Consider the following 25988-nt stretch of genomic DNA (forward strand, 5'->3'; position numbering starts at 1 on the left):
TCGATTCCGACCAGGAGTGCGCCGGCTTCGATCGGCCTGGTCACCCACATGGGACACCCAAGGTCGTCAGACCCTGCGACACAGGGGCAGGCTAGCGACGGTGAACGCCTGAGCCTGTTGTCCCCAGAGGCGCCGTGTCTCGCACGACGCCTGAATCGCCGCTTGCTCGATGGCCGCGACGGCTCGCTCAAGCTCGTCCGGATCGCTGGCGCTCACGGCGACGAGCCCGGTGCAGCGCAGGACCCCGTGGCCCGCGGTGATATCGGCCTCCTGTTGGAGCACGTCTTGGTACTCGGCCGTCTGTTGGGCGTCCTCGATCTGGCCGATCCGCTGTCGCTGGGCGGCGTCGGAGATGTATTCAGTCTTCTTCTTGCGGATGTCCCGCGCGGCGCGGTCGGTGCGCATCGGCGTGTAGAGAAGTGTGAAGGTTCTTCGGATGCCGGAGGAGAGCAGCAGCGGCGCGAGGAATCCGGGGAAGACGAGGGATCGCGGCCACTCGCTGATCCACAGCACGCAGTGGTGCGCGGAATCGCTGCGCATGCTGCCCCAGGACTCGGCCACGGACACCGGACCGGCGGTGGCGAGATCGCGGCCAAGTTCGCCGTGGCGCTCAAGAGCACCGGCGACCGCAGGGTCATAGGCGGATCGCAGCACCATCGCGAGATCTCCGGGTGTGAGCCATTCGCTGGGGGAGAGGTCGGCCGATCGAAGGGCCGCGAGGAGAGTTGCCATCTCCTGCCGCAGTACGGCGGCAGCACCCTTGATCCCGCCACCTGCGGCGCGCGCTGCTCGCCCGGCGACCTTCATGTCCAGCGAGATGGAGATCGTCGACGCGTGGCGTTCGCCCGCCGGGCCGGCACGGTCGATGAGTTCGCCGTACGTCGTCGAGGTCCACGTGGCGTCGTGGGCGCCATGCGTGTCCCACCACTGCGCGAGACCCTTGCCTGAGTCGGGAAGCGTCCGCTCCATGACCTGGACCGAGGCGATCCGTCCGGACCGGCACGCAGTGGCCAGGACACGTCCCCAGGACACGACTCGACGCTCCTGCTCCGCTGGGTCGAGGAGCACGAACGCCGGGTGCGTGATGCCGACGACCGCGGTCAACGTTGCGGCGTGAGGGTCGTGGACCATGACGGCTCCCGTCTCGGGGTCGAGCCATTGACGGAGCCGGGCTGCGTCTCCGGGCAGGGAGAGCGTGCCTGCAGGGCGCGGCCTGACGATGCGCCGGCGGTAGGTGAGTTGGCCGCCGGCCGAGCGCCACAACCATCGGATTCCGACGGGGCCCCATTCGATGAGTTTGCGCCCGCCCACAGTGACGAACGCGAGCGCCGCGCACACGCCGACCAGTGGGAACGTGATAATGACGGCGCCGACGTACAGGCCCAGGACGAGGCTCCCCGCAGCGATGCCGCTCATCACGAGTTGGAGACCGGAGAGACCCAGGAGGACACCCCTTCGGCTCAGCCGGGAGAACTTGACCGGAGTGAGGTCGCTGGCGTCGGTCGATGCGTTGGCGCTCATCGCCTACTTCCTTCCGCAGGTTCGCGCAGCGTCGGATCGGCGACGTGGGGTGGTGCGGCTGTCGTCGAAGCCGATGCGGCCTCACTTTGACCGCTTGCATTGGCCGCGACGAAGTTCCCGAGCCTCGGCCCGGCGGCAGCCGCTTCCTTCGCGACGATCGCACCTGCAGCGACTCCGCCGGCCGCCGCACCAGCTCCACCGCCTGCACCGCCACGCGCCGCAGCAGCGCCCGCCGGCCCACTGCCACCGCCGCCAGACCCTGGGCTGGTCGGCATCGCGCGCGAAGACGCGCTGCCGCCTTCGCCGCCGCCGGAGAGGACCTTCGGGGGCTCCGCCGCGCCACCGCGCCGTGACAAGGGGATCGGCATGGGCCGGTTGAGCGCACCCTTGCTCTCCTGCTCGGCCGACATCGCGTGGTACATGTCGAAGCCCATGAACGCGATCGCCTTGTAGGTCAGGTACGGCGCGAATCCGGCCATCAGCATCAACACCACGCCGGCGATCGGCTGACTCACCGACTGCAGATCCGCGTCGATCGGTGCTGAGACCTGGGCAGTGGCCAGTAGGAAGATCACGACGAGGACGAGTTTCGAGAGGATCATCGCGAGAACGAAGGTCGCCCAACGGGACACCCACGACTTCGTGTGGTCCCACGATGAGCCGGCCAACGCCACCGGTGCGAAGACGATGGCGATGAGGAGCAGAGCCTTCCGCACCAGCAGGCTGACCCAGACGATCATGGCCCCGACGATCGCGAGCCCCGCGAGGAAGATCGTGAGGATCGCCCCAGCACCGGGTGCCGCGAGGTTGATCCCGCCGAGCCCAGCTGCGAGGAGAGCAACCTTGTCGCCCATCTCGTTCATGTTGGTGCCGGCGGCGTTGACGATCCCGATGCAGAGCTGGTCGGTGATCTCGAGCGCGGTGGCGAGCAGCGTGAGCGCGACGAACGAGCCGAGGATCGACTTCGCCAGGCCGAGAGTTGCCCGCGAGAGCGCCGCCGGTTCGCGTCGGATCATCCCGCCGATGACCTGCAGCATGAAGAAGCCGAGCATCACGAAGACAGCGATGCCGAAGATGATGTTGTAGACGCCGGTGTACTCGCCGCTCGTCACGTCGACGTACGTCGTGGTGTCGATGACGGTCCAGACCGACTCGAACATCCATTTCGCCACGCCCGCCATGCCTTGCGCGAGCCAGTCGAACGGTGCCGTGACGACCGCTCCTGCCGCGTCGCCGGCAACGTTGCAGACGGAGTGGATCACCGGGACATCGCAGACACCCATGACTGTTCTCCGACCTCAGCTGACCTGCTGGCCGACGTTCCAGAAGAAGTTCACAAGGGTCACGGACGCTCCGCACACGACGGCGGCGCCGAGCGCGACCAGGACGCCGAGCTTCCCCCGACCTGCGAGGTGGGGATTGGAGGAGTTCGCACCCAGCGCCCACACGATCGCCGAGATGATCAGCGCGAGTACGGCGAGAACGAGCCCGACAGTCATCGAGGCGCCGACGATGGTGCGCAGCTGGGAGATGCCGGGCAAGCCGTTCGAGTTGGGGTCGATGCTGATGTCGAGCGGCACCAGGACCGGGTTGCGGAGGTGGAACATCGAGGTTCTCCTGTCGACGTGGGCGGACGTCTTACAGGTGGGCGCCGAGGTCCAACAGCCAGTTGGCCCACGTCAGCGCGGCGCCGGTCAGCGCGGCCCCGCAGAGCGCTACGAAGAGACCAGTCTTCGCCTTCTGGGCGGTATGCCAACTGCCCGAGTGAGTGGCGAGTGCCCAGGTCGCTGAGCAGACGACGAGCATCAGCACCGCGATGATCAGCCCGTAGGTGAGCAGGGCGCCGACGATGGCTCGGAGGTCCCCGGAACCGTTGACGGCGCCGAAGTTGGGACCGACGGCGGCGAGACGCGACTGTTCCATGACTGATAGGTGCGCAGGGAAGCGCGGAGTCGACTCCTTCTCACCTGCTGGATCGAACCGAGCCTGCTTGGAACGGCGGTGAACTGTCGGCCGCCTCCCGTAACCTTCAATCGTTGAGTCGCCGCGGTTAAAGGAGCTATGCGTGAACACCGGGATTGAGCTGGTCAGTGATGGTGATGGGCTCGCCGTCATCGGCGACCCGGGCGCAGTCGAGCGATTCCTCGCAGAAGAGGAGATGGAGTCAAAGGAGCTTGCGCTCCCGCGTCTGAGCAAGGTCGTCGGTGGTGGCGCTGCCGGGCTGCAGGCGGGCTCCGAGATCGCCGCGAACTCCGGTCGTTGGGTCAAGCTGACCGCGGAGTCGGCTGCGAAGGTCAAGAAGTACGGCTTGACGCCGACCAAGACGCCCGGCGTCAGTCATGCGATGGTCGGTCCGCGGGGTGACATCAAGGGATGGATCCAGATCGCCAAGGGTCCCGGTGCGATGGCGGCGAATCCCGCACTCCTGGCCGGGGGCGCCGGGATCATGGCGCAGTTTGCGATGCAGCAGACCATGGCGGAGATCACCGATTACCTCGCTCGGATCGACGAGAAGCTCGACGACGTGCTCCGGGCCCAGAAGGACGCCGTCGTCGCTCAGATGATCGGGGTGGGTCTCCAGGTCGAGGAGGCTATGACGCTCCGAAGCCACGTCGGCCGAGTCAACGAGGTCACCTGGTCGAAGATCCAAGCCGCGTCCGGGACCATCGCCGACACCCAGGCGTATGCGCTGCTCCAGCTCGACGCGCTCGCCAAGAAGCTCGAGGGCAAGTCGAAGATCGGGGACCTCGCCAAGGCTTCGAAAGAAGTGGCGCCGAAGGTGCGGGAGTGGCTGGCAGTCCTTGCGCGCTGCTTCCAACTTCTGGACGGGATCGCTGTGCTGGAGCTTGACCGCGTACTCGAGACCGCACCTGAAGATCTGGATGGCTACCGGGGCGGACTGAGGGCAGCCAGAGCGGAGCGGCGCGCTGCGATCTCACGTAGCACCGACCGGCTCCTCGAGCGCCTCGGTGAGGCTGCAGGCCTGGCCAACTCGAAGGTGCTGCTTCACCCTTCTACGTCCCCCGAGATCGTCGAGGCTGCCGATCGAACAGCAGGGGCCCTCGACGATTTCCATGGATTGCTCGGCATCGAAGCGCGGCGCGCGACCGTCGAGGCCCGCCGTTGGGGCACCGCTGCGACGGAGGTCCGCGAGAAGGCCATCGCCTCCGGCGCTGAGCGTGTGGACGCGGCAAAGCGTTTCGGTAGCGAGACCAAGGCGAAGGCCAGGACAACAACCGGCAAGGTCTCACATCGCATCGCGGAGCGCACCGAGCGTTGGCGCTCACGTGGGGAAGACGGCGAGGCGGACGACTGAGCTGGCTCTCAGCTGAGCCGCCGTACCGTCATGACCTGGCCGCTGAACTCGCTGATCGTGCCGTAGCGGACGTGGTCGCCGGTGTGGGGCGCCTGCAGGATCTTGTCGGCGCCGACGTAGATGGCGACGTGGTGGGGGCCGCCGGCGCCGGGGTAGCTGAAGAAGATCAGGTCGCCGGGCTGCTTGTCCGCCCACGTGATGCGTTGGCCCATCGTGATCTGTGAGCCGGTGTAGTGCGGGAGGCGGAGGCGTCCGCCGGAGGCTTGGTAGGCGGCGTAGAGGACCAGGCCGGAGCAGTCGAAGCCTCCGCCGGTGGGGCCGGTGAAGGTCCCGCCGCCCCAGACGTACGGCGTGCCGATCTCCTTGGCCGCGGCGGCGATCAAGGCGCCCGCGAATCCTGGTGGCAGGTTCGCGGGAACGTTGCCGTCCTGGGTGCAGGCACCGGAGTCCAGCGCTACTCCAGTCAGTGTCGCGAGCACCTTCTCTGCGACGGGCTGATTGACGGCGTACCTATCGGGATAGGCCGAGACCTCGACCGCTTGGGCTGCGGCGCCCGGATCCATCGTCAGCCAGTCGTTGATGTCGAGGAGGCCGCGTGGCGAGCCGTGGTTCGGTCCCTGTGGTCCGCCGTAGAAGGCGCGAGAGGACCAGGCCGGATCCATCAGGTTCGCGAGTGCGCCCCAGCCCGTTGAGGGGCGCATCTGGAACAGGCCGACGGAGTCGTGGTCGCCGCCATCGCCGTCGTTGGGTATCGAGCCGGAGCCGGGGTACGCATTCGTGTTCGACAGCACTCGCAGCGAGGACTCCGTGAGCGCAGCCATGAGCGCGATGAGCTGGCCGCGAGCGGGAACGTTCTCGCTCTTGCCGACCGCGACGATCGCACCGGCGCGTTCAAGTTGGCGCTGGTTCAATGTGACGGTCTCACCGGCGGCGTTCTGCGTGACGAGGCTGGTCGGCACGTCGCCGGTGACGCCGAGCGAACCGATCGGCGCTGCGTCCTGTCCGAATAGGCATCCGGCCGAGCCGGCGGCGGATGGGGCCAGGAGCGTGGCGATGCCGAGCAGGGACAGGAACGGCATCAGCAGCACGAGTGCACCTGTGCCGATGCCGACGCTCTTGGCACCCACCGTGTCTCACCGCAGCGGATTGTCGAGCTGGGAGAGCCGCAGCACCCGGCACCGATCGAACGCCGGGGCACAGGCGACGAAGACGGTGAACGACACCGGTGACGAGGTCGACGATGTTTCGCCGTTCCAGATCCCGGTGCGCTGACGGGTGCCCTCGATGGTGACGGCGGTGGTGCCGGGACGCAGTTCGCCGTGAGCCTGCGCCACGGCCGTAGCCCAGCTGGCGGGTACTGCTGCGGAGCCAACGCTGAGGGTCTGGGTGACGTTCATCGCGCCGAGGTCGAGCCATTGATCGACCGTGGGCATGTAGGTCGCGATGTCGGAGATGAGCCCGGGCGTCTCCTCGCCTGAGGGATCGGCGTCGGCGAGGACGGGTGCCTGGTAGTCGGCCGGGAGGAAGCCCGCAGCGGTGTCCCAGTCGAAGAGCGCGGCGGCGACGGCGCGCGCGTAGGCGATCGGATCATTGGTGCGCGGCATCGCTGCGGACGTCGGATCGCTGACCACGGGTTCGGAGGCCATCCGGGGTCCTGCGGTGACCACGGCAGCCGGGCCCCCTGGTTCGGCGCCGCTGGGCGACGGCCCGGTCACCAGGCCGTAGACCCCGACGATCAGTGCGGCAGTGAGGAGAACCGCCGTGGCGATGAGGGCGACCTGGCGGCGGGTGAGTTCACGCATCACAGCTCCGATGAACACGGTGAGGGGACATCAAGGAGGTGGACGACCTACGCCGACGTCGTCATTTCCTCGCGCACGGCCCGGAGTTGCTTGGCGAATTCCACGCTCTCGTCTACGACTCGCTCGAACCGCTCCCATTCAGAGGCGCTGAGCGATGACGCGAGCGCCTCGACGTCGTACAACTTCGACCACCCCTCCAGCTCGGTCCAGGTGAGGATGAAGGATCGGAGCGTGCGGTAGTGCGGCAAGCCGGTCGGCTTGTTCTGCAGGGCCCGCAGGCCCTTGCGTGCCTTCGCCTGTTGGACCCGGGCCAGTGCCTCCGCGGCGAGCTGCGCGAGCTCGTCGTCCGGATCGGTGATCGTCGCGGTGGGGTGACGAGCGAGTTCGACCGCGGCGCGGATCTTCTTGTACGCCGGTTCGACGGGATCTCCTCGTTCGATGGCGGCGAGCGCTCGGCCGGCGAGCTCGCGTACCTGGGGGTGTTGGCGTTCGTCGTGGGCGATGCTGCGGACCCAGCCGATCTGTTCGAACCGGTGGTAGGACTGCGTGCCGGTGATGAGTCGAGCAGTCTGAGCCCTCGTGTCGCCTTCGCCTCGCGGTGCCGGAGGGCCTCCGGCACCGGGTGCATCCTCGGCTTCGGGTGCGCCGAAGCGGGTCGCCTCCTGGCGCAGGCGTGCTTCCTCTCGTTGTAGGTTCTGGATCTCGCGGAAGAGCGACTCCGCCTCCAGGGGCGAGAGTGGCTTGCGCATGGAGTTCTCGTGCTGCTGCGCCAGGAGGTAGGTCAGCTCGCCGGAGATTCCGCTGCGGACCCAGACCTTGATCGTCGGCCAGCCGAGATGGCGAGCGGCTTCCAGTCGACGCCTCCCGCAGACGAGGAGCCCATCGGGGGTGATGGTGATGGGCTGGAGCATCCCGAGGGTGTCCATCGACGCCGCCAAGGCCGCCAGATCTCCGAGGTCCTGGCGGTGCCTGACGCCGATGGTGATCGAGTCGATCTTCCGCTCGAGGTCGATGTGGCCGTTCTGTTCAGGCATGGCTGACCTCGAGCGGCGCAGGAACGGCTCCACTGATCTCCGCGATCAGACGCTCATCACTCAGGCAGGCCACCAGGGGCTCGCCGATGAGGAATCGGAGCAGCAGCCCGCGGCCCGCTGTCGTGTAGCGCAGGTCGTCGCTCGGGTTGCCCAGCAGCAACCGCAGCAGGATCACCCAGCACTTGCGATCGATGTCGAGTACGGCGAGGGCGCTGAGGTCGCGACGAAGATAGGCGTGGGCCGTGGGGCGGGATCCGCAGGCGATGAGCCGGTCTGCGATGTACTCGACGGCGGTGCGGATGACGCCGTGCGGCCAGCCGAGGGCGACGAACAGGGCGACCGCCATGTCGCAGGCCTCCAGGGCCTCGGTGGGTGCGTCCGCATCCTCGCGTCTCGGCGCGGCCCTGAGCTGCTCGTGGAGGCTCGACCCGGGCGGGACTTCGATGCCATCGATGACGGTGTCGCAGAACCGGGCGACTCGCGGCCGCCCGCGTACCGAGCTGCGCCACGTCCGGGACGGTGAGCAGAGCAGGTCGCCGCTCATCTCCTCGGCCATGAGGGACAGCTGGACTGCGCGCGTCACCACGGCCCAGGGATCCTTCGCTCGGCGGACCGCGTCGGTTCGCATGGCTTCGAAGGCCGGCAGGGCTGCGTCCTCCGGTGAGCAGTGGTGGCTGGCGGCGAGAGGGCGGTACCTCTCGATCACGAACCGCATCAGCTCGTCGGCCTCGGGGTCCGTGCGCCAGGCGTCGGGCCCGGCGCTGTGCAGACGCTGGAGCAGGGTCCGCAGACCGTCGGAGGTTGCGAATGGTTGCTTCATAGCGAGATTCCTTCCTGAGATGCGTTGTCGAGAGCGGGGGAGCGGCGTGCTGGGGCGAGGCGCTGCGCGGCCCGGCTGGCCTGGCGCGGGCCCTGTCTGGCTCGCCGCATGAGTTCGGCGTGTAGATCGATGCCGCGCCCGATGATCGGGCTGGCGAAGGTGTGCAGCTCGGTCGGACGGACCCAGGCGATGTGCTTGCCGGTCGCGGTGGTCAACGCATGCGTGGGCGTCGAGGCCACCGAAGGGTCCCGTCCGACGGCGAGGTGGTTCGCGATGGAGTCGGCCGCCGCGGTCGTCGGCGGCTCCGGTGCGGCCTGGTGCGCGTGGCGGCGGTACTCGGCGTGCGTGTTCATAGCCCGATCGCCTCAATCCGCTGGGTAGGGCCCGGGCGGCTCGCGGGCGCGCCCAGCCGGGATGCCAGTCGGTGTGCGGAGCGGAGCGTCGTGTCGATCTCCGCGTCGGGCAGGCCTGCCCGTTGCGCGGCCGGGGCCAAGACTGCGGCCGTGTCGTTGAAGGAGTGGCCGGTCTTCACCATCAGGCAGGCGGCTCGGAACAGGTTGTAGTTGCGGCCGCCCTCGGGGGTGCGCGCGACCCACGCGGCCAGCGCGTCGGGGTTGCAGCCGATGCTCGTGAGTGCTCGGGGTGGTGGGAACCGCCGAGGCGGCTCGAGGAAGTGCCGCAGTCCCGTGGCGTCGAGCGGGCGGCTGCGGACGTGGGTGACCGCAATGACGTCGTACGTCGCCGCGCGGCCCCCGACGTCGATCCGCGACGGCGGCGCGATGACGTATCCACCGTCGCCCCGGAAGTCGATGTGCGCAGATGGTGCCTGCCAGCACCGCTGCTCGACGCCCGGCGTGGCGGGGTAGTAGGCGTGCAGGCCACCGGACGGCGTGCGCACCAACCAGCCCCAACCCTCCGCTCGCCCGGCTGAGCGCGCTCGTTCGAACGCCTCGAATCCGCTCGCCTCGCCGTGGACGTCGATATCGACGACCACCACTCCGGTCACCGCGCCTGTAGGCAGGCCGATGTTCGCGTCGGGGGTGCGCTGCCACCACGCATGCACCACGCGCGCTGACGACGTCGCGTCGTGGAATCCGTTCGGCGTCAGGGGTTGCTTGCCACCCGGGACGCAGGGAAATACCGGTACGCCGAGGTTCGCGTACCGCAGCGCCGCGTCCGCAAGAGTCGGCTCCAACGCGACTTGGCGCATCGTGCTGGTCGTCCAGTGAGGGACTGGGTCGTTCGGATCGAACATGCATCCGAGGCTGGCCTCGGAGCGTTACCGAGTTTGTACGTCCAAGGAGGAGGTATCCGAGGAGGAACGTTGCGTTTCCGCAGGTCAGGTGGGTTCCCTAAGTCGTCGGAACGACACGATCATCCGATGTTGCGCTGGGCTGCGGGCCGGATGCCGTTCGCATCGTCGTAGTCCCAGAGCGCCCACTCGAAACCCGCGATGTATGCCGAGTCCTTGGCGCGCGCCTCGATCTCGAGCCACCTCCGGCCGGCCTCCGAGGAGCCGGTTCGCAGGCATGTCGTGCGGCCAGCGTTGTAGCCCGCCATGTACTGCTGCTCCCCGGATGTCGCCATGCGACCAAGTCGAACATTTGTTCGTACGTGGGTCAAGATGTGCCGGTTGGGGATGTGTCATGTCTCAGGACATCGGTGACGAATCTGCATCAGGACATTGGTGACGCTTCGGTGGGTCTTGGTGGTGACACTCCAGCAGCGAGTGTGCGGCGGTGGCTGCCCAAGAACCCATCGATCCCCGTGTCCGTCTCGCGATCTCGCAGTGGCCCGACGACGCCCCTCGTGGGTGCACTCCGGTTTCCGGGGGACGTCTGGAAGCATGCCGATCGTGACCGCTATAGGAATCCGTCGCGCCGAACAGGACGACATTGCAGCCATCGTTGCCCTGCTCGCGGACGACGCGCTAGGTGCCATCCGCGAGTCGCCTGATGATCTGGCGCCGTACAGATCGGCCTACGAGAGGCTGCAAAACGATCCGAACCAACTACTTGTCGTCGCCGATCGTGGCGGCGAAATTATCGGCACCCTGCAACTCACGATCGTTCCAGGACTGTCCCGCAGAGGATCGACCCGGTCCATCATCGAGGGCGTGCGGATCCACAACTCCGAGCGCGGGCATGGCCTTGGAGCCCAGCTCATTGCGTGGGCTGTCGACGAGTCCCGGCGCCAGGGCTGCCAACTTGTGCAACTCACCTCGGATTCGGCCCGCACCGATGCCCACCGCTTCTACGAGCGATTGGGTTTCATGGGCTCGCACATTGGTTTCAAGTTGCAGCTATGACGGACGCAAGGCCGCCAGGTTTGTCGGGGCGCGAAGCCCGTGCGCCTCCTCGGAGAGAAATGCATCAGTGCAGGTCAGAGCTTGTTTGTGTCAACAAAACGACCCATTCGACGTGGTGCGTCTACGGTCTAGGCCCGACGCTCGCGATGAGTCTCGGTTGCGGGCCATCCACGCTGGCGAATGACCTCGGCAGTGCGATCGGGAATCTCGATCGGTCCGAGGCCGTCGTCGGATCGGTTGAGCACATCGTCGACCAGTTGCTTCTGGGCGGCGCCAGAGTGGCCCGTGGCAGCAGCCACGTCGATGAGGTCGAGCCTGCTGGTCTCGTCGTACGGTGCCGCACGGTAGGCGGTCTCGGCCGAGAACCGGGCCAGGTCGAGTTGGTTCGTCGCGAGGGCGTGGGTCGTCACGATGTGGGCGACGTCGACGATTGCGCACGTCATGATGTGGTCGGTCCGTTCGCCGTCGAGGAGCCACCCCCATCCGGTTCCACGATGCTCCGAGAACGGCTCGCCGGTCACGAGGCTCAGCGCTGTGACGAGATCGTCCAGCCCCTTCTCTCCCTCGGCCTGGCCGCGGCTCCTGAGCCGTCGGAACAGATCGAGGTCGTTGAGCACCCCATTGGTCGCGTAGACGGCACCGCGGTCGGCCCGGTCGCGCTGTGCCCGGGCGTCGGGCAGATGGGGCTCGCCGGTGCGCGGATCCTCGCCGAGCCAGTGGCGGAGGATGCTGAGGTCGGTCCGTGCGCGTTCCTTGGTGATCCCGAAGGCATCCGCGACCTCGGACGCGGTCACTCCGTTCGGGTGGAGTGTCAGGTAGGCGAGCAGTTCGACGTAGAAGGGTCGGCGCTTGGCGACCTGCTTGGCGTCGCCGGTGGTCCTGGCGGTGACGGGCCCGAGCAACGTCAACTTCGGGGCGACGAGCACGGACGATTCCCAGCGCGCGAGGTCTTCGTCGAGCCGAGGGTCGTCGTCGCGGACGGCCGTGCGGGCGGCAGCGGTGGCAAGCGGCGCGAGGATCTCCACGTCGTCGGTCGTGGTCGCGCTCGTCTCCGCGTAGGTCGCGGTCTGGTCGGGGAGGAGTGATCGGTTGCCGGCGCGCTCTTCTTTGGGCCGTGCTTCGACGTACGCCGCTGTCAGCGCGCCCCCGGCGTCGCTCGGCGTTGTCGGGTCGTCGAGCTGGGGCACGTTGCTCTCGACCGCATCGCGGGTGAGGTCGACGAGGGTGGCGCAGGCCTGCGCCTCCTCGGCCGTGAGCCCGGCGGCGGTGAGGTCGAGCCCGAGGTCGGCGACCTTCAGCCGTCCATCGGAGGTGAGCTCGAAGACGGTGGTGGCAGCGTCTGGTTCACCATCCACTGTGATGACGGCTGCGCCCGCTCGACCGGCGTAGCTGGTGACGACCTTCGCGACTCGGCGTACGGGTTCTGGGTCGCTCGTGCGTGACGCGGCAATGAGAGCGCGGTACCGGTCAGGTTCGACTGTCGCGTCGCTCGCCTCGAGGTCAGCTGCGAGTCGGTCGAGGAACGCGGTGTCGCTGTCGGCGTGGAGGTGAAGGCGGAGTGGATCGATGTCGGCAAGCTCTCGCCCGATGCCGACGGTGTCGATCTCGACGAGCTGAGACCACGGGTTGAGTGAGAGCTCTGCCGCGATGTGGCGCCCGAGCGCTTCTGCACGGTTGGTGTCACCGACCAGCACGACCGAGCGCAGTTCCTCGAGGTTCACGAAGATCAAGCCGCCCTGCTGGGCCATTCCGACGCTGACGAGCAAGGGGTACGGCGCCACGGTGCCGGGCCGTTCGGCCGGCACGCTCTCCAGTCCGAGGGTCCAGTCGGCCCCTGACCCCGTCCATGGCCGCGAGAGTTCAGCGGGAGCTGCCAAGCGCAGATTGATCTCGGACGAAGCGAGCGTGACTGAAGCGACGCGGGGACAGCTGGTGCTCGGATCACCCAGGCCGCGGAGCGCTCGATCGAGGTGTTCGATCTGCGGCGCGGTGATGGATCCCGAGGCTTGTGCACTCTTCTCGGAGGGGCGGAGCTCACGAGGCGGGGGAGCGATGATGCGACCAGGCCGGCGATACCGCAGTTGCGTGCGTCGATGCTGACGAAGAACAAGCAGCAACGCACCGGCGAAGGCCGCACCACCGCCGGCGAGACCTGGCAGCACCCAGCTCGGGAGGTCGGACGCCGACTGGGTCGCGGCGACCTCCGTGGTCTGATCTGCAGGCGCCTGCGGCAGCCTGATTGACGGTCCTGGATCGGCCGCCGACGGGCGCTGTTGCGGCGTACGCGGCGGTACCGGGTCACGGTGCTTCGGCGGCGTGGCCTGGGGCGGAGAAGCTGCCTCCGGGATCGTGAGCTGCCAGCCGGGGCGGATCAGATCGGGATCCGTCAGGTGTTCGCCATCCGGCTGGATCGTTGCCCGAGAGGCATCGAAGATCTCGGGATACGCGTTGGCATCGCCGAGCTCCTCTTCCGAGATCTCCGAGAGCGTGTCACCGGGCTGGACGACGTACTCGCTCTCGGGTGTGACCTCCGGAACGGGAACCTTCAGGATGGTGCCGGGGATGAGGAAGTCGGGCCGGCCGCCGAGGACGGGTTCGTTGAGGTTGAGGAGCTCGACATAACGAGTGCCGTCGCCGAGGTGTTCTTCCGCGATCTTCCAGAGGCTGTCGCCGCGCTTGACGGTGTAGCGCTCGGTCGCCGGTTCCTGCTTCGTCGGCGCAGCATGATGCGTGACCACCTCTGCGGCTGCCTGCGCCGCCCCAGGCGCGGTAGCCACTGGGGCAGCGGGTAGGGGAGTCGCGGTGACCGCCGCCTCGGCCCTGGGTTGCGGCAGAAGTGCGGTCACGGTCGGGACGGCGACGAACAAGAGGGCTGCGGCTGCGACGAGACGGTCGGCGGCGAGTTGCGGTACAACCAGTCCGGGTAGGCGCGGAGCCCGCATGCCGCGGATCCGGGAGATGATCGAGGCGATGAGCTGGCAGGTGAAGATCGCCCAGGCGATCCAGCAGACGATCGCGATCACCTGCAGGGCCAGCGTCCCGTCGTCCGGTGAGGTGACCCGCGACCAGGAGAACTCGGCTGGGTCGGGGATCGCGTGGATGGCGAGGAGAACCGCGGGCACGCCGAGCACGAAGGCGACGAGCGCGAGGGTCGCTGCCAGGCCCCGGAGCCGAGTGGTGAGTGTGCTCATTGCTGGCTACCTCCGAGGGTGCGGATGAGGTGTGCTGAGGCGGTGCCGGTCACGTCGAGACGGTGGATGCCGATCAGTCCGAGGAAGCGCGGGTCGTAGCTGTCGTGGACGGTCACGGTGATGGTGTTGCCGCCTGTGACCGTGACCGTCCCGCTGACCCCCGCTTGGTCGAGGTAGCTCTGGGCCGCGGCGCGTGCGGCGGCCGGGTTGATGGTGAGGCCGCTGCCCTGAATGGCGGGGCCCCCGTTTACCTCCTCGCCGCCGGCGCGGGCGGCTTGGGCTGCCAGGTCGTGGGCGCGCTCGTGGGCGTGGACCTGTCCGCCGAGGTCGACCGCAAGACCAACGAGGAAGATCATCGCGACGCTGCTCAAGGCGAGCCAGACGGTGATCGATCCGCGTTCGCTCCGCTCACGCAGTTGTGTCGGGCTCATCGCTCGCGCCAGGTGTCAATGGGGCTGGACATCGTGCTCGTCAGCACCCGGGATCCTGGGACTCCCGGCACCGCCAGATCCGACAGGTCGAGGTGGCAGGAGATGGTGACCGCGACGGTTCCTGGCTCCCCGGGGGCCTTGGCGAAGTCGGAGGTATCGACGGTGACGTCGACCTGTGCGCAGTGGAGGTGCTGGTTGGTAATGCTCGCGGCAGCCGCGTTCTGTGCCTCCGCCTGCGCGGTCCGACCGTCGCGCGCGAGGGAGGCTGACCGGGCGGCTGCCGAGGCTGCCGTCTGGAGTGCTTCGTGGGCGGTTGCGGTGCGTCCGCCGAAGATGATGAGTCCGACGAACAGCGCGAAGGCCGGTACGCCGATCGCTGCCTCGATCGCCGCCGACCCTCGCTCGTCGCGGCGCCTCACGGCGCACCGGCTGCGGTGGGATCTGAGAGGCGCTCGACCGGCTCGGTGGCGGTCTGGGTGATGCGGACGTGCCAGCCGGGGATGACGCTGAGGCTGAACCCGGTGACCGTCACCGTTGCCGTTGTGGCCGTCCGGGAGACGGTGGTCCCGGTGTTGGTCAGTACGTCGTCCCCGCCCGCTTCGTGGATGAAGGCGTTGGCCGCGGCGGCGCCGTCCGAGGAGCGCCCGTGCTCGGCGCCAGCCGCGCGGGCGCCTTCCTCCGCGGCCGCGATGGCAGTCGTGCGGGCGTGGTAGAACAGCGCGGCCTGCATCCCCAGGAACATGACCGCGAAGAGCGCAGGCAGCAGGATCACGAGCTCGATCGAGACCGAGCCCCGCTCACCGCGCCGCCCAAGCTTCCTGCGGCTACTTGATGTTGCCGGACTGCTTCGTGACATAGCTGGTGATGGCTGCGACGACGATGCCGACGATCGCTATGACCGCCACGGCCCACAGCACGTGCTCGGTGGTGACCGAGCCACGCTCGCTGCGCGACGCCGCCCGCAGGCGGTCGCGCAGGTCGTCGGAGAGGTGGAGTACTGCGATCTGCAGCAGGACGAGTGCTTTCAACATCTGGGTTCCTCCTGGGTGGGTGTCCTTCCGTGTCACGAGGCCGTGAACATGCGAAGCAGTGAGGGGGCGACGAGCAGAGCCATGAAGATGACGCCGAGCAAGGAGCCGGGGATGGTCATGCGTTCGCCGACGGCGTTGGCTTGGGCGATCTCGTCGTTGAGCATCGCCGTGCGCATGGCGGCGGAGCGGGCGCGCAGGGTGGCGTATACGCCGGCTCCTTCCTCGCCCGAAAGGCGCATGATGTCGGCGAAGTCGTCGAGCTCGGGGAGTCCGAGCTCCGTTGCCAAGGTGTGCAGGGCGTCCCAGGGCGGCAGGCCGGACCAGCGCGATCTGATGAGTTCTTCGGAGAGTCGAGTGAAGACCCAGGAGTCGCCGACCTCGGCCGCGGTCTCCATGGCTTGGCGTACGCCGACGCCGTTGTTGCGCTCCAGGGCGACCATGTCGATGTAGGCGCCGAGCGCACGGGCGAACTCCAGCCGCGCCTTCTTCGCGTCGTCGAGAGCGTTGTAGTTCGGGATGAAGAACATGACGATGGCCATCACGGGCGAGGCGAGCGCGGGAATCTGAAGCGGGACGCTGAGGCCCACGATGTTGAACAGCGTGGTGAGGCCGGGCGGGATCACCAGCCCGAGCCCGGCGAAGGTGAGCTTCTCGCCATAGAAATGCACGGTCGAGATCCTCAGCAGGGCGAGTTCCCGCGTCGGCGTGCGAGCCCACAGGCCGGACGGAAGGACCCGAAGTCCCCAGAGTCCGAGCCGTTCCTTGCCGGTGTGGGCTGCCGGGACGTTGATCGCCGAGCGATGGCGTGTGGCGGCCACCCGGTCGAGGGCATCAGCCAGGTCAGGCTCGACCGGCAACAGGCGCGCGATCAGGAGTGTCAGGCCGAGCCCGATGAGTCCGCCGGACGCGATCGCCAATTGCAGTCCGGTGATCATGGCAGGAGCCTCGCTTCGGGGCGTCGGTCGAGGAATCGCGGTAGCGGCTTGCCGCTCGCCATGCGGCGCATCCAGACGAGCGTCGCGACGTACGCCGCCAACAGCACGACGAGGATCACCTGGCCGATGGGACTGCCATAGGGCTTCACGTAGCTCCCGGATAGGGCGAGTACGACGAGAACGCTGGCACTGATCACGGTGACCCACCGAGCGGTCGATCGGGGCTTGGCGCGGTCCGCCTCGACCTGGCGGCGTGCGCGTACGTCGGCCGCGACCGATTCAGCGAGACCTTCGAGCACGCTCGAGAGGCCTGCGCCGCGGCGGCGGGCTGCGAGGATGAGGTTGGCCGCGATGAGGTCGCCGGTGGCGTCGTCGAGCTCGTCGGCGAATGCTCGCAGCGCGGTCTCGGTGTCCCAGCGAGCACGGAGCCTGATCACGAGCCGGGTCACCTCGCTGTTGATCGGTGCCGGGGTCGAGCGCAGCGTGGCCACCAGCGCCTGCTCCAGCCCGATGCCGACGGTGAGCACGCCCGCCAGGGATCGGGTCCATTCCTCCATGGCTTCAAGGCGGTTGATCCGGGTCGCAGCCGGGGGAGCGGCCAGGAGGATCGGCAGCCCGAGCGTGGCGGCCGGGGCGATCACGAGAGCGAGCACCCAGCCGGTGACGACCCAGCCGAGAACCCCGAGGCCGAGCCCGGCGAGGAGAAGCATGCGGGTACGCGAGGTGACGGCGAATCGCGGACGGCTCGGCCGTGTTGTTGCGACCGGGGCCGGTCGGAGTCCCACGACGATGCCGAGGACTCCGATGGCGATCAGGCCACCCGCGAGAGCGGGAAGAAGCGGCGTCACGACGTACCTCCCATCGGTTGGCTCGCCAGGTAGCCGGCCAGGTCGAACCCGTACCGCGTCAGGACTCGGTATTCATCGGGCAGGACGTCGGGGACAGCGACACCGGTGGGGACGGAGCTGAAGACGTGCGTGGTGGCGTACCCGGGATCCTTCTCACCGGGCGCCAGGGCGATGACCTCCGCGACCCGACGAGTCCGGCGCGCACCACCGGGGACGGGCGTGGTCTCCATGCTGAGCTGGACGATCAGGTCGACGGTGGCGGCGAGCTTGCTGGTCGCCAGCCCCTGGGTGACATGGGGGCCGGCTTCCATGGCGCAGGTCACCAGCTTGCGGACCGCGGCGACGGCATCGGCTGCGTGGGTGGTGGAGATGGATCCGGTGCCGGATTCCATCGCCTTGATCATCGCCCAGATCTCCTTGCCGCGGACCTCGCCGACGATCTGACGCGAGAGGTTGAATCGGAAGGAGTCGACCAGCGCCTCGTCCAGGGTGAACTCGCCTGCCTGGCGCCCATCCGGGCCGCGCTCGCCGGAGCCTGGGCGGGCCTCCCAGGCATGGACGATCTGGTCCGGCCTGACCTCGTGCAGGTGGAGCTCGTACTCGGTCTCAAAGGTGCCGATCGCCTCTGTCTCGTCGATCTCGGCGCAGAGAGCGCGGACCAGGGTCGTCTTGCCGGCGCCCTGGGCGCCGGCGACGACGATCGACTTCCTGGCGCGCACGGCAGCCCGCAGGAAGGAGGCGGCGACCGGCGTCATCATCTCGCGCTTCACGAGGTCGTCGAGGGTGACGTGCATCAGCCGGTGCCGCCGGATCACGACCGAGGGCCGCGGGGTCACCCATGCAGCTGCCGCCAGGCGTGCGCCGCCGTCCAGGCGGAGATGAAGCCGGGGTTGGGCTTCGGAGAACGAACGGGCGTTGACCTCGCTGCGGGAGGCGAGGAAGACGAGGAAGTCGATGAGCTCCTGGTCGGAGTCGGCGACGGGCGGTCCCTCGATCAGTGTCCCGTCGATCAGTTCGAGCCGGACCCGGTCGTAGCCGACGATGATGATGTTCTCGATCCGGTCGTCGTCGACCAGCGGCTGCAGCCGGCCGAGCCGGAACAGGGAGTCGAAGACCGCCTGCGCCGTCGCCTGCTGCCGGGCGGGGCTCCACGCGCCCTGCCCGGCATTCGCGGCGTCCGCCATCGCGGACTCGATCAGGTCCAGGACGATGGAGCGTCCGAGCTCCTGCTGCGCGTCCTTGTCGAGCCGGCCGCGACCGGAGGCGATGGTCTGGCTCAGCTGCTCGGAGGCTTGTGCGCGGAGGGCGGCGACGAGCGACCAGTCGACGTCGTTGCCGATGGCCGGCGCCGCCACGACCGGCGTGCCGAGCACGTCTGGCGTTGCAGGCCTGTCGTCGGTTGGTTGGTTGAAGAGCGGCAGGGTGGAGAGTTCGCCGTACTCGGTCATGTGGCGGGACGCCTCGGTCATCGTGTTGCCTCCTCGACGAGGGCGAACCGGCTCCGGGCCACCTGCGCCTGGATGGACTCGACTGCCGCATGGAGGCTGCGTACGTAGGGACCGGTCTCGAAGTGCCGCGGTGGCGTCGCGCCGCGGTGATAGACCGCTGCGGCGTCGGAATCATCGGGGAGATCGGCGACGACGGGCATGCCGAGCACCTTGGCGACCTCCGTGTCACGGTAGGGCCGACCCTCGGCGAGGAGGATCAACCCCGGGTGCCGCCAGCCCGTCGCGGGTTGTCGCACGGCTTCGGCCCACGACCGCGCCGCCGAGATCGACGGGAGGGTCGCTCGCGTCATCAGCACCGTGAGGTCGGCGGACTCGAGCAGTGGGTGCGGAGAGCCCGCCAAGCCGAGGCGACCGGCGTCGACGATCACGTCCTGTCCGCTGTCTTCGAGTTCGGCGAGCGCACCAGCCAAGGGGTCCCACACGTCCCGCAACGCGGGCGCCTGTGCATGGGTCCTCGTCCCCGCGACCAGGGAGACGGTGGGACTGAGCGGTCGTACGACGTCGCGCAGCGCGTCGGCGACACCGAGCGGGGAGAGGGCCAGTTCGAGCAGCCCGGCGTCGTACGGCGTAGTGCCCTTCAAGAACCCCGCCAGGATCCCCGACCCGCCCGTCGGGTCGGCCTCGACGATGAGGACCGGCCGCGGCCAGCAGAACGCCAACCCGACCGCTGTTGTGGTGACACCGGGAGATCCGGAGGCGGAGCACAGGCAGATGACCGCCATCACTGGTCCTCCGAGTCGAGGACCAGGGCCACGTGGCCGGTCGCGGCACGGGCGGCGAGGACGCCCGCGTCGGCGTACGGCACCAGGACGTTGACGACCGTGTTGCCGGTGGTGTCGTCGAAGGCGGTGTCGACGACCTCCGCCGAGGTGAACTGCGGCGTCCCCGCTGCTGCATCGCCGTTGTCGCCGGGTGTGACGATGATGCGGACCTGGTCGCCGCCGTGCATCGGCAGTGCGGGCACCTGGGCCGGCGTGAGGGAGATGCCGACGATCGACTCGCCCTTCGGCGGCAGCGGCGCGTCGCTGGTTGAGTCCGTTGTGAGCAGTCCGCCCGCGGCGATGTCGAGCGCGGCACGGTGACCGACGACGTCGTCGTATGAGGAGGCGGGGAGCGGTGTGAGCGCGGCGTCGCCGCTGATCCGGATCCGCTGGACGTCGCCACCTTGGATGACTTCACCCCGGTGGATGGTGTGCGTGGCGGCGAGGACCTCCTCGGTGTTGGTCGTCGCACTCCACGCCCACGCGCCGATCAGGCACCCGAGCGCTGTGACAGCGACCGCGATGACAACCAGCGCTGGGCGCTTGCGGAGTTTGACCGGGGGAGTGACATCGGCGCTCGGCGCCGGCGTAGGGATGCGGGGGCCGGGCTTCCGGTCCTCTCGGGCAGTTGTGGTCACGTCGTACCTCCCGCGCAGCGCTCGTCAGTCCACGAGGACCTGCGCTTCACCAATCCTGATCTGGGTCGAGCGGTTGAGCCCGTCGAGGCGGATGGTGCCGGTCTGACCGGCGCCCGCCCAGGTGATGACCCAACTCGACGTGGCGGTGACGGTGTAGGCCTCACCGGGTTCGCGCACGCTCGACAACTTGTAGGTGTAGCCGCAGTCGGGGGAGTCCTTCCGCCCGTACTCCGGCTTGTACGGCGTCCCCGCCGTCTTGCAGACGACCTGTTCGCCGTCGCCCATGTCCCACGTGACGTGGAGCAGCTTCGCTGTCGCCGTGACGGTGATCCCTCCCGCCGATGCACTGGCGGTGATCGGTCCGACGCTGTTCTCGTCGGGCTTCGCGGCCCACATCCATACGGGCATTCCGACCAAGCCGATGCTGTTCGGCCCCGGCTTCGGCGCGATCCCGATCTCGACCGCGGTCAGGCCCATCTGCTTGATCGCGATCTGCGCGACCTGCCGCGGCGTCGGCCCCGTGCCGGAGTTCGGCGGAGGGTCCTGAGCCCAGATCGTGATGAGCATCCCCGTCTGGGGCTGCGAGCAGTTGTAGACGCCGCCGTCTCCCGGTTGGTGGCCCTGCCACGCCGGGTCACCCGCTGGCGGAGGTGGGCTTACCGCGCTGATGTAGCAGTGATACGTGTTCGACCAGTAGCCATCGACCGATTGACAGGGGACCGGCCCCGGTGGCGGACTCGAGATCCCCTGGGCCGTGCCGTCCCAGTAGCAGGCCGCACCCGATCCAGTGTCCGGTGGACCGTCGTCACCGGGGGTCCCAGGCGTGCCCGGCGAGCCGGGCACCTCCACCGTTGTTACGCAGAGGCCGGTGTAGGGGTTGGTTTGGGTGCAGGTAGTGCCGCCGCCGGCGAACGAAGAGGTGGACGTGATCGCAGCGAGACCGAGGCTCAGCAGTGCCGCCGCGACGAGGCGGATCAGGAGGCTGCGCATGGCGCCTGCTTGAGGTCCTGGCCCGACGCTACCCGCCAACCGTGGTCCGGATTGCTCGTGTACCTGTAGTTCGCGACGGTGAGCCGCGTCCACCCATGGTCCGGCCGGTCAGGGGAGATGACTGACTTCCCGGCCGCGTTGACTATGTCGACCTTGCTGACGTCCCAGCAGACGTCGACGACCACGACGGGGACCTTGCCGGCATAGGGGTTCGAGTTGTCCAGGTTCACCGACTGGATCTTCAGATCGGCGACAACGAGGGATCCGACCTGCCGCTCTTCGTGTTGGTGCTGCTGCCGCAGCACGTTGCGCATCGCAGTGAGCTGAGTGCTAGTCGCGACACCATTCAGCTTCGACAGGCTGCTCTTCGGATCGCTGCCGAGCGCATCGAGGACGGCGTAGTACTTCCTGGCGGCCGCCTCAGCCTCGGTGCTGGCACGTACCGAGGGGTCGCTCGGCGGCGCGCTCGACGAGGTCTGCACGGGGCTACTGATGACGGCGGTCGGAGACGCTGACGGCTCGGGATCCGATCCGTTGTTGGCACAGCCCGCTACCGCGGCCAACACCAGCGCGCCGGTCGCCCAGGCTCTCGTTCGCGGGGGAATCGTCATGCCCGAGTCTCGCTTCCCCGACCCGGTCGGATCGAGAACGCAGACGCCGCTCCGTGAGCGGACCATGGGGCGCCGTCTGATCGTCATCGTAAGCCCGATTCCTCGATTCGTACCTGCGTCTTGACCTGCTTCTTCTCTTGCCAGGTGCTCCGCTCTCACCAGCCCATGGGCCACCATCTCGTCCTCCCTCGCCTCACGCCCGCCATGCCCTCCTCCGTTCACGGCCTACCTCCGTCAGCGGCCAGCCCACCTCTCCTCGTCTTCACACGCATGGCAGATCGAGGCCGGCTGTGGAGAAGGAGGCGCACCTGAGCGCTATGGAGGAGAAACGGTCGTGACGGTCTCGATGCGTCGCATGTCCGCAGGCACCGGCTACAAGTACCTCCTGCGCTCTGTCGCGGCCGGCGACGGGAACCGCGCGCTCTCCACTCCGCTGACGCGCTACTACTCCGAGGCCGGTACGCCGCCGGGCCGGTGGATGGGCACCGGCATCCGTGCCTTCGGCGATGGCCAACTGCTGGCCGGCAGCGCCGTCACCGAAGAACAGCTCGCCCTGCTCGTCGGGATGGGGCGTGACCCGATCACCGGCGAGCAACTCGGCCGCGCCTATCCGTCGTACAAGCGGCTCGCCGACCGGATCCAGGACCGAGTCGAGGCGCTCGACCCCGAGATGACACTCGAGGACTGCGCTGCCGAGACCACGCGGATCAAGGCGGAGGAGACCGCCGCCGGTACGCGCCAGGCGGTGGCCGGCTTCGACCTCACGTTCAGCGTCCCCAAGTCCGTCTCGGTCCTCTGGGGCGTCGCCGATGCCGCCACTCAGGAGCGGATCGTCCAAGCCCACCACGACGCCGTCGCCGACGTCCTGGACTACTTCGAGAAGGAGATCGCAGCTACTCGCACCGGCGTCAGCGACCGCGACGGTGCCGTTGCCCAGGTCGACGTGGCCGGCGTTGCTGCGGTGGCCTACGACCACTACGACTCACGCGCCGGCGACCCGCAGCTTCACACCCACCTGGTCGTGTCGAACAAGGTGCTCGCCGTCTGGGATCAGCGGTGGCGCAGCCTCGACAGTCGGCCCGTGCACGCCTCTGTGACTGCGCTGTCGGCCCACTACAACGCGGTGCTCGCCGACCGGCTGGGCCGAGATCTGGGGGTTGAATGGGAGGTCCGCGAGCGTGGGGTGGACCGCAATCCGCAATGGGAGATCAGCGGCGTCGGCGAGGGGCTGATCCGGGAGTTCTCCTCCCGCACTCGGGAGATCGAGCTCGAGAAGGACCGGCTCATCACGGCGTACCGCGCCGCCCATGGCCGGATGCCTTCGGCGAAGAAGGTCGTGGAACTGCGCGCGCAGGCGACGCTCGCGACTCGACCGCCAAAGGAGATCCGGTCCCTCGAGGATCTCACCGCGGAGTGGCGCACTCGTGCCGAGCGACAAGTGGGCGGCAGCGCCCCGCGTTGGGCGGCGGCGCTCATCGGCCGGTCCAGCGCCCCGCCGCTGACAGCCGCCGACGTACCGCTCGCCGCCGTCCGCGCGATCGGAGCGAATGTCGTCGGCCAGGTCAGCGCCAACCGGTCGACCTGGAGCCACTGGAACCTCTTGGCCGAAGCGTCGAATCAGACGATGGACCTCCGGTTCGCGAGCACACGCGACCGCGAGGCCGTGGTCGGCATGATCGTCGACGCCGCCGAGCGGTTGTCGGTGTCCCTCACACCGCCCGAGCTCGCGGTCAGTCCGGCCGCCTTCCGGCGAGGCGACGGCACGAGCGTCTTCCGCCCGCGTCACTCGGTGAAGTATTCCTCCCAGACCGTGCTCGACGCTGAAGCACGGCTGCTCGACCGCGCGTCGACCTTGGGCGGCCCGACGACAAGCCCGCTCATCGTCGAACGCGTGACGCGCCACGCCACGAAGCTCAGTCGGGTACAGCGTGCCGCTGTCGCGAGTATCGCCGCATCGGGGCGGCAACTCGACCTGCTCGTCGGGCCGGCCGGCGCCGGCAAGACGACCACCATGCGCGCACTTCGCCATGCCTGGATTGCCGAGCATGGCCAGGGGAGCGTCGTCGGCCTCGCGCCGTCGGCCAACGCCGCCCAGACGCTCGCCGAGGACCTGGGCATCGCCTGCGACAACACCACCAAGTGGCTGTTCGAGCACGACCGCGGCGACCCGGCGTACCAACTGCGGTCCGGCCAGCTCGTCATCGTCGACGAAGCCACACTCGCTGGCACGACGACTCTTGACCGGTTGGCCCGCTTGATCACAGCGGCAGGGGCGAAGCTGCTGCTGGTCGGCGACGCTTACCAACTGCCGTCCGTTGACGCCGGCGGCGCCTTCGCGCTGCTGGTCGACCGGCGAACCGACGCCCCGGAGCTGACCGAGATCCATCGCTTCAAGCACGCCTGGGAGAAGCCCGCTTCGCTCGCACTGCGACGCGGCGACGTCGAGGTCATCTCGACCTACGCACGCGAGCACCGGATCGAGGAGGGCGACACGGACCAGATGCTCGACGCGGCCTACGAGGCGTGGCGGTCCGACCGGCAGTCGGGACGCGCCAGCATCCTCGTGACCGAATCAGCTCATGCGGTGCGGGCATTGAACGAGCGGGCACGTGCCGAGCGCGTCGTGCTCGACGGCGCCGACGACGGTCGAGAGGTGAACCTCGGCGATAGCTCACGCGCGTCGGTGGGCGACCTCGTCATCACTCGTCGCAACGATCGAACCCTCCGCACGATGCGTGGCGGCTGGGTGAAGAACGGGGACCGCTGGCGCATCACCGACATCCGCAAGGACGGATCCGTCGTCGTACGCAGTCTCGACCGGAGACGGCGGGGGAGCGCGGTCCTTCCAGCTGAGTACGTCGCCGAGTACGTTGACCTCGGCTACGCGATCACCGCCCACCGGGCGCAGGGCATCACTGTCGACACCGCACACGTCGTCGTCACGTCCTCGACGACCCGCGAAAACCTATATGTCTCCATGACCCGCGGGTGCGACGCCAACATCGCGTACGTCGCGCTGGACCAGCCCGACGAGAGCCACTCGACACCGGAGCCCGAGGACGTCTCCGCCCGCACCGTTCTCTTCGGGGTGCTCCAGCACAGTGGCGCGAGCAAGTCGGCTCACCAGACGATCGAGGACGAGTACGCGACGTACGCCGGGATCGACCGCCTCGCCGCCGAACTCGAGACCATCGCAGCCGATGCACAGCACGACCGCTTCGTCGATCTGCTCCGCCGCTCGGGACTCAGCGAAGCGGAGCACCAGGCCGTCACCAACTCGACAGCATTCGGCCCGCTGGCCGCCGCCCTCCGCCGAGCGGAGGCGAACCACCACGATCTCGAGCGGCTCGTGCCGCGGGTCGTCGCCCAACATGGGCTCGCCGACGCGGCCGACGTGGCAGCAGTCCTGACCTACCGCATCGAGAAGGTGGCCTCCTCGGTGCCGCGAGGAAAGCGTGGCGTGAAGCCCCGACTGATCGCCGGCCTGATCCCCGAGCCGCTCGGACCGCTGGACGAGGAGGACCGGCAGGCCATCGACGAGCGAAAGCACCTGATCGAGCACCGCTCTCGTGCCCTCGCAGAAGAGGCGGTCGAGAAGCGCCCGGCGTGGCTACGCCGTCTGGGGCCACCGCCGACCGAGCCCAGCGCCCGGGAGTCGTGGCTCGGCGACGTGAGCGCGGTTGCCGCCTACCGGGACCGCTACGGCATCGTGTCCGATCTTCCAGTGGGTGGTCGGTCCACGAACGTGGCCCAGGAGAGCGAGCGCCAGCGGGCGCTTCAGTCAGTTCGCGCTGCGGCCAGCGCGCACGCCGGCGCCAGCCGGCCGCGCCCCGCGCTCGAGTCGTCGTCCATATCTGGTCCTTAGGACGCTGCGCGGCGCCGTCGTCCACAGCCCCGACCGTGCCGAGGGCGCTCAGGACGCATGCGCCCTACGCAGTGAAGATCCGACGAAAGGGGATCCTGATGATCTTCCTGCTTGCTCTTCCGGTCTTCGCTGCGGTGGCGCTCGCGCACCGGTGGCTCCAGATGTACGCGCCCACGAACCGCCTGGTCCGTCGCGTTCGGATAGCGGCGCCACGTTTTCGAACCGCTGTTGGGCTGCTCGCCGCGGCAGCCGTACTCCTCATCGCCATGCACATGGTGGCGACGGCCGTTGCTGCCGGCGCCCCCGGCTGGCTCAACCTCGTCGTCCTGGTGCTCGGGTGGGACGCCATCAAGGTCTCATGGCTGGCTGTCGGGGTGG

At 68.6% G+C, this 25988-nt stretch carries 26 protein-coding genes; 3 read left to right on the plus strand and 23 right to left on the minus strand.

The genetic code is table 11. The features are described 5' to 3' along the window. Window positions 1–66: 66 nt before the first annotated feature. From ABLE53_RS13405 to ABLE53_RS13420, 4 genes are all read right to left on the minus strand, one after another. Entirely contained in the window at window positions 67–1521 is a 1455-nt protein-coding gene (locus ABLE53_RS13405; protein WP_348859451.1) for an SCO6880 family protein, read from the minus strand. Beyond that, window positions 1518–2633: a TrbL/VirB6 family protein gene (locus ABLE53_RS13410; RefSeq protein ID WP_348859452.1), complete on the minus strand. Its 1116-nt coding sequence runs from the start codon at window positions 2631–2633 to the stop codon at window positions 1518–1520. Before ABLE53_RS13410 ends, ABLE53_RS13405 begins: the two co-directional genes overlap by 4 nt. Window positions 2634–2819: 186 nt before the next feature. After that, a complete protein-coding gene (locus ABLE53_RS13415) occupies window positions 2820–3128 on the minus strand; it encodes a DUF6112 family protein (RefSeq protein WP_348859453.1) in 309 nt (102 codons plus the stop codon). 31 nt (window positions 3129–3159) lie between these two features. Then, on the minus strand, window positions 3160–3444 hold the full coding sequence (locus tag ABLE53_RS13420; protein ID WP_348859454.1) for a DUF6112 family protein: 285 nt from the start codon (window positions 3442–3444) through the stop codon (window positions 3160–3162). Between the two features lie 142 nt (window positions 3445–3586). Here ABLE53_RS13420 and ABLE53_RS13425 point away from each other — a divergent pair, with 142 nt between their 5' ends. Continuing rightward, window positions 3587–4837 (plus strand): hypothetical protein, encoded by a 1251-nt coding sequence (locus tag ABLE53_RS13425; RefSeq protein WP_348859455.1) that lies wholly within the window; start codon window positions 3587–3589, stop codon window positions 4835–4837. 8 nt (window positions 4838–4845) lie between these two features. On the opposite strand, the gene ABLE53_RS13430 is transcribed toward ABLE53_RS13425, so the two are convergent. The 7 genes from ABLE53_RS13430 to ABLE53_RS13460 all read right to left on the minus strand — a co-directional run bounded on the left by ABLE53_RS13430 (window position 4846) and on the right by ABLE53_RS13460 (window position 10080). Next, the gene (locus tag ABLE53_RS13430; protein WP_348859457.1) at window positions 4846–5964 is read right to left on the minus strand and encodes a C40 family peptidase; all 1119 of its coding nucleotides are present in this window, start codon (window positions 5962–5964) and stop codon (window positions 4846–4848) included. 6 nt (window positions 5965–5970) lie between these two features. Continuing rightward, complete coding sequence (locus ABLE53_RS13435; RefSeq protein ID WP_348859459.1) at window positions 5971–6639, minus strand: hypothetical protein; 669 nt, start codon at window positions 6637–6639, stop codon at window positions 5971–5973. 47 nt (window positions 6640–6686) lie between these two features. Continuing rightward, on the minus strand, window positions 6687–7673 hold the full coding sequence (locus ABLE53_RS13440) for a ParB N-terminal domain-containing protein (protein ID WP_348859460.1): 987 nt from the start codon (window positions 7671–7673) through the stop codon (window positions 6687–6689). After that, window positions 7666–8493 (minus strand): serine/arginine repetitive matrix protein 2, encoded by an 828-nt coding sequence (locus ABLE53_RS13445; protein ID WP_348859461.1) that lies wholly within the window; start codon window positions 8491–8493, stop codon window positions 7666–7668. Before ABLE53_RS13445 ends, ABLE53_RS13440 begins: the two co-directional genes overlap by 8 nt. After that, on the minus strand, window positions 8490–8846 hold the full coding sequence (locus ABLE53_RS13450; RefSeq protein ID WP_348859462.1) for a hypothetical protein: 357 nt from the start codon (window positions 8844–8846) through the stop codon (window positions 8490–8492). The genes ABLE53_RS13445 and ABLE53_RS13450 overlap by 4 nt, the downstream gene beginning before the upstream one ends. Continuing rightward, window positions 8843–9748 (minus strand): bifunctional DNA primase/polymerase, encoded by a 906-nt coding sequence (locus tag ABLE53_RS13455; protein WP_348859464.1) that lies wholly within the window; start codon window positions 9746–9748, stop codon window positions 8843–8845. The genes ABLE53_RS13450 and ABLE53_RS13455 overlap by 4 nt, the downstream gene beginning before the upstream one ends. A gap of 119 nt (window positions 9749–9867) precedes the next feature. After that, the gene (locus ABLE53_RS13460) at window positions 9868–10080 is read right to left on the minus strand and encodes a hypothetical protein (protein WP_348859465.1); all 213 of its coding nucleotides are present in this window, start codon (window positions 10078–10080) and stop codon (window positions 9868–9870) included. A 259-nt stretch (window positions 10081–10339) separates the two neighbouring features. Here ABLE53_RS13460 and ABLE53_RS13465 point away from each other — a divergent pair, with 259 nt between their 5' ends. Continuing rightward, window positions 10340–10801 carry a GNAT family N-acetyltransferase gene (locus tag ABLE53_RS13465; protein WP_348859466.1) on the plus strand — a complete coding sequence of 154 codons (462 nt, stop codon included), beginning with the start codon at window positions 10340–10342 and terminating at the stop codon, window positions 10799–10801. Between the two features lie 128 nt (window positions 10802–10929). On the opposite strand, the gene ABLE53_RS13470 is transcribed toward ABLE53_RS13465, so the two are convergent. The 12 genes from ABLE53_RS13470 to ABLE53_RS13525 all read right to left on the minus strand — a co-directional run bounded on the left by ABLE53_RS13470 (window position 10930) and on the right by ABLE53_RS13525 (window position 21745). Further along, window positions 10930–13992 carry a LysM peptidoglycan-binding domain-containing protein gene (locus tag ABLE53_RS13470; protein ID WP_348859467.1) on the minus strand — a complete coding sequence of 1021 codons (3063 nt, stop codon included), beginning with the start codon at window positions 13990–13992 and terminating at the stop codon, window positions 10930–10932. Next, complete coding sequence (locus ABLE53_RS13475; RefSeq protein WP_348859468.1) at window positions 13989–14423, minus strand: TadE/TadG family type IV pilus assembly protein; 435 nt, start codon at window positions 14421–14423, stop codon at window positions 13989–13991. Before ABLE53_RS13475 ends, ABLE53_RS13470 begins: the two co-directional genes overlap by 4 nt. After that, the gene (locus ABLE53_RS13480) at window positions 14420–14842 is read right to left on the minus strand and encodes a TadE/TadG family type IV pilus assembly protein (protein WP_348859469.1); all 423 of its coding nucleotides are present in this window, start codon (window positions 14840–14842) and stop codon (window positions 14420–14422) included. Before ABLE53_RS13480 ends, ABLE53_RS13475 begins: the two co-directional genes overlap by 4 nt. Then, window positions 14839–15279 (minus strand): TadE family protein, encoded by a 441-nt coding sequence (locus ABLE53_RS13485; RefSeq protein WP_348859470.1) that lies wholly within the window; start codon window positions 15277–15279, stop codon window positions 14839–14841. Before ABLE53_RS13485 ends, ABLE53_RS13480 begins: the two co-directional genes overlap by 4 nt. After that, window positions 15248–15454: a hypothetical protein gene (locus ABLE53_RS13490; RefSeq protein ID WP_348859471.1), complete on the minus strand. Its 207-nt coding sequence runs from the start codon at window positions 15452–15454 to the stop codon at window positions 15248–15250. Before ABLE53_RS13490 ends, ABLE53_RS13485 begins: the two co-directional genes overlap by 32 nt. 32 nt (window positions 15455–15486) lie before the next feature. Next, entirely contained in the window at window positions 15487–16389 is a 903-nt protein-coding gene (locus ABLE53_RS13495) for a type II secretion system F family protein (RefSeq protein WP_348859472.1), read from the minus strand. Then, window positions 16386–17099 carry a type II secretion system F family protein gene (locus tag ABLE53_RS13500; protein WP_348859473.1) on the minus strand — a complete coding sequence of 238 codons (714 nt, stop codon included), beginning with the start codon at window positions 17097–17099 and terminating at the stop codon, window positions 16386–16388. The genes ABLE53_RS13495 and ABLE53_RS13500 overlap by 4 nt, the downstream gene beginning before the upstream one ends. Before the next feature lie 134 nt (window positions 17100–17233). Beyond that, the gene (locus ABLE53_RS13505; protein ID WP_348859474.1) at window positions 17234–18706 is read right to left on the minus strand and encodes a TadA family conjugal transfer-associated ATPase; all 1473 of its coding nucleotides are present in this window, start codon (window positions 18704–18706) and stop codon (window positions 17234–17236) included. Beyond that, on the minus strand, window positions 18703–19467 hold the full coding sequence (locus tag ABLE53_RS13510) for a MinD/ParA family ATP-binding protein (protein WP_348859475.1): 765 nt from the start codon (window positions 19465–19467) through the stop codon (window positions 18703–18705). The genes ABLE53_RS13505 and ABLE53_RS13510 overlap by 4 nt, the downstream gene beginning before the upstream one ends. Next, entirely contained in the window at window positions 19467–20144 is a 678-nt protein-coding gene (locus ABLE53_RS13515; protein WP_348859476.1) for an SAF domain-containing protein, read from the minus strand. Before ABLE53_RS13515 ends, ABLE53_RS13510 begins: the two co-directional genes overlap by 1 nt. A 24-nt stretch (window positions 20145–20168) precedes the next feature. Continuing rightward, window positions 20169–21134 carry a hypothetical protein gene (locus ABLE53_RS13520; protein WP_348859477.1) on the minus strand — a complete coding sequence of 322 codons (966 nt, stop codon included), beginning with the start codon at window positions 21132–21134 and terminating at the stop codon, window positions 20169–20171. Next, window positions 21119–21745, minus strand: a complete 627-nt coding sequence (locus ABLE53_RS13525) for a hypothetical protein (RefSeq protein WP_348859478.1) — start codon at window positions 21743–21745, stop codon at window positions 21119–21121. Before ABLE53_RS13525 ends, ABLE53_RS13520 begins: the two co-directional genes overlap by 16 nt. 355 nt (window positions 21746–22100) lie before the next feature. Here ABLE53_RS13525 and mobF point away from each other — a divergent pair, with 355 nt between their 5' ends. Continuing rightward, complete coding sequence (gene mobF / locus ABLE53_RS13530) at window positions 22101–25610, plus strand: MobF family relaxase (RefSeq protein WP_425474873.1); 3510 nt, start codon at window positions 22101–22103, stop codon at window positions 25608–25610. Window positions 25611–25988 lie beyond the last annotated feature (378 nt).

The organism is Nocardioides asiaticus (assembly GCF_040049175.1).
Classification (GTDB): Bacteria; Actinomycetota; Actinomycetes; order Propionibacteriales; family Nocardioidaceae; genus Nocardioides; species Nocardioides cheoyonin.

Excerpts from the sequence above, each read along its gene's own strand:
- ABLE53_RS13490 (WP_348859471.1), bottom strand. The coding sequence starts at position 15,454 with ATGTTGAAAGCACTCGTCCTGCTGCAGATCGCAGTACTCCACCTCTCC.
- ABLE53_RS13485 (WP_348859470.1), bottom strand. The coding sequence starts at position 15,279 with ATGTCACGAAGCAGTCCGGCAACATCAAGTAGCCGCAGGAAGCTTGGG.
- ABLE53_RS13475 (WP_348859468.1), bottom strand. The coding sequence starts at position 14,423 with ATGAGCCCGACACAACTGCGTGAGCGGAGCGAACGCGGATCGATCACC.
- ABLE53_RS13460 (WP_348859465.1), bottom strand. The coding sequence starts at position 10,080 with ATGGCGACATCCGGGGAGCAGCAGTACATGGCGGGCTACAACGCTGGC.
- ABLE53_RS13505 (WP_348859474.1), bottom strand. The coding sequence starts at position 18,706 with ATGACCGAGGCGTCCCGCCACATGACCGAGTACGGCGAACTCTCCACC.
- ABLE53_RS13495 (WP_348859472.1), bottom strand. The coding sequence starts at position 16,389 with ATGATCACCGGACTGCAATTGGCGATCGCGTCCGGCGGACTCATCGGG.
- ABLE53_RS13440 (WP_348859460.1), bottom strand. The coding sequence starts at position 7,673 with ATGCCTGAACAGAACGGCCACATCGACCTCGAGCGGAAGATCGACTCG.
- ABLE53_RS13525 (WP_348859478.1), bottom strand. The coding sequence starts at position 21,745 with ATGACGATTCCCCCGCGAACGAGAGCCTGGGCGACCGGCGCGCTGGTG.
- ABLE53_RS13500 (WP_348859473.1), bottom strand. The coding sequence starts at position 17,099 with ATGCTTCTCCTCGCCGGGCTCGGCCTCGGGGTTCTCGGCTGGGTCGTC.
- ABLE53_RS13455 (WP_348859464.1), bottom strand. The coding sequence starts at position 9,748 with ATGTTCGATCCGAACGACCCAGTCCCTCACTGGACGACCAGCACGATG.
- ABLE53_RS13420 (WP_348859454.1), bottom strand. The coding sequence starts at position 3,444 with ATGGAACAGTCGCGTCTCGCCGCCGTCGGTCCCAACTTCGGCGCCGTC.
- ABLE53_RS13415 (WP_348859453.1), bottom strand. The coding sequence starts at position 3,128 with ATGTTCCACCTCCGCAACCCGGTCCTGGTGCCGCTCGACATCAGCATC.
- ABLE53_RS13405 (WP_348859451.1), bottom strand. The coding sequence starts at position 1,521 with ATGAGCGCCAACGCATCGACCGACGCCAGCGACCTCACTCCGGTCAAG.
- ABLE53_RS13445 (WP_348859461.1), bottom strand. The coding sequence starts at position 8,493 with ATGAAGCAACCATTCGCAACCTCCGACGGTCTGCGGACCCTGCTCCAG.
- ABLE53_RS13470 (WP_348859467.1), bottom strand. The coding sequence starts at position 13,992 with ATGAGCACACTCACCACTCGGCTCCGGGGCCTGGCAGCGACCCTCGCG.
- mobF (WP_425474873.1), top strand. The coding sequence starts at position 22,101 with ATGTCCGCAGGCACCGGCTACAAGTACCTCCTGCGCTCTGTCGCGGCC.
- ABLE53_RS13435 (WP_348859459.1), bottom strand. The coding sequence starts at position 6,639 with ATGCGTGAACTCACCCGCCGCCAGGTCGCCCTCATCGCCACGGCGGTT.
- ABLE53_RS13450 (WP_348859462.1), bottom strand. The coding sequence starts at position 8,846 with ATGAACACGCACGCCGAGTACCGCCGCCACGCGCACCAGGCCGCACCG.
- ABLE53_RS13520 (WP_348859477.1), bottom strand. The coding sequence starts at position 21,134 with ATGCGCAGCCTCCTGATCCGCCTCGTCGCGGCGGCACTGCTGAGCCTC.
- ABLE53_RS13510 (WP_348859475.1), bottom strand. The coding sequence starts at position 19,467 with ATGGCGGTCATCTGCCTGTGCTCCGCCTCCGGATCTCCCGGTGTCACC.
- ABLE53_RS13465 (WP_348859466.1), top strand. The coding sequence starts at position 10,340 with ATGCCGATCGTGACCGCTATAGGAATCCGTCGCGCCGAACAGGACGAC.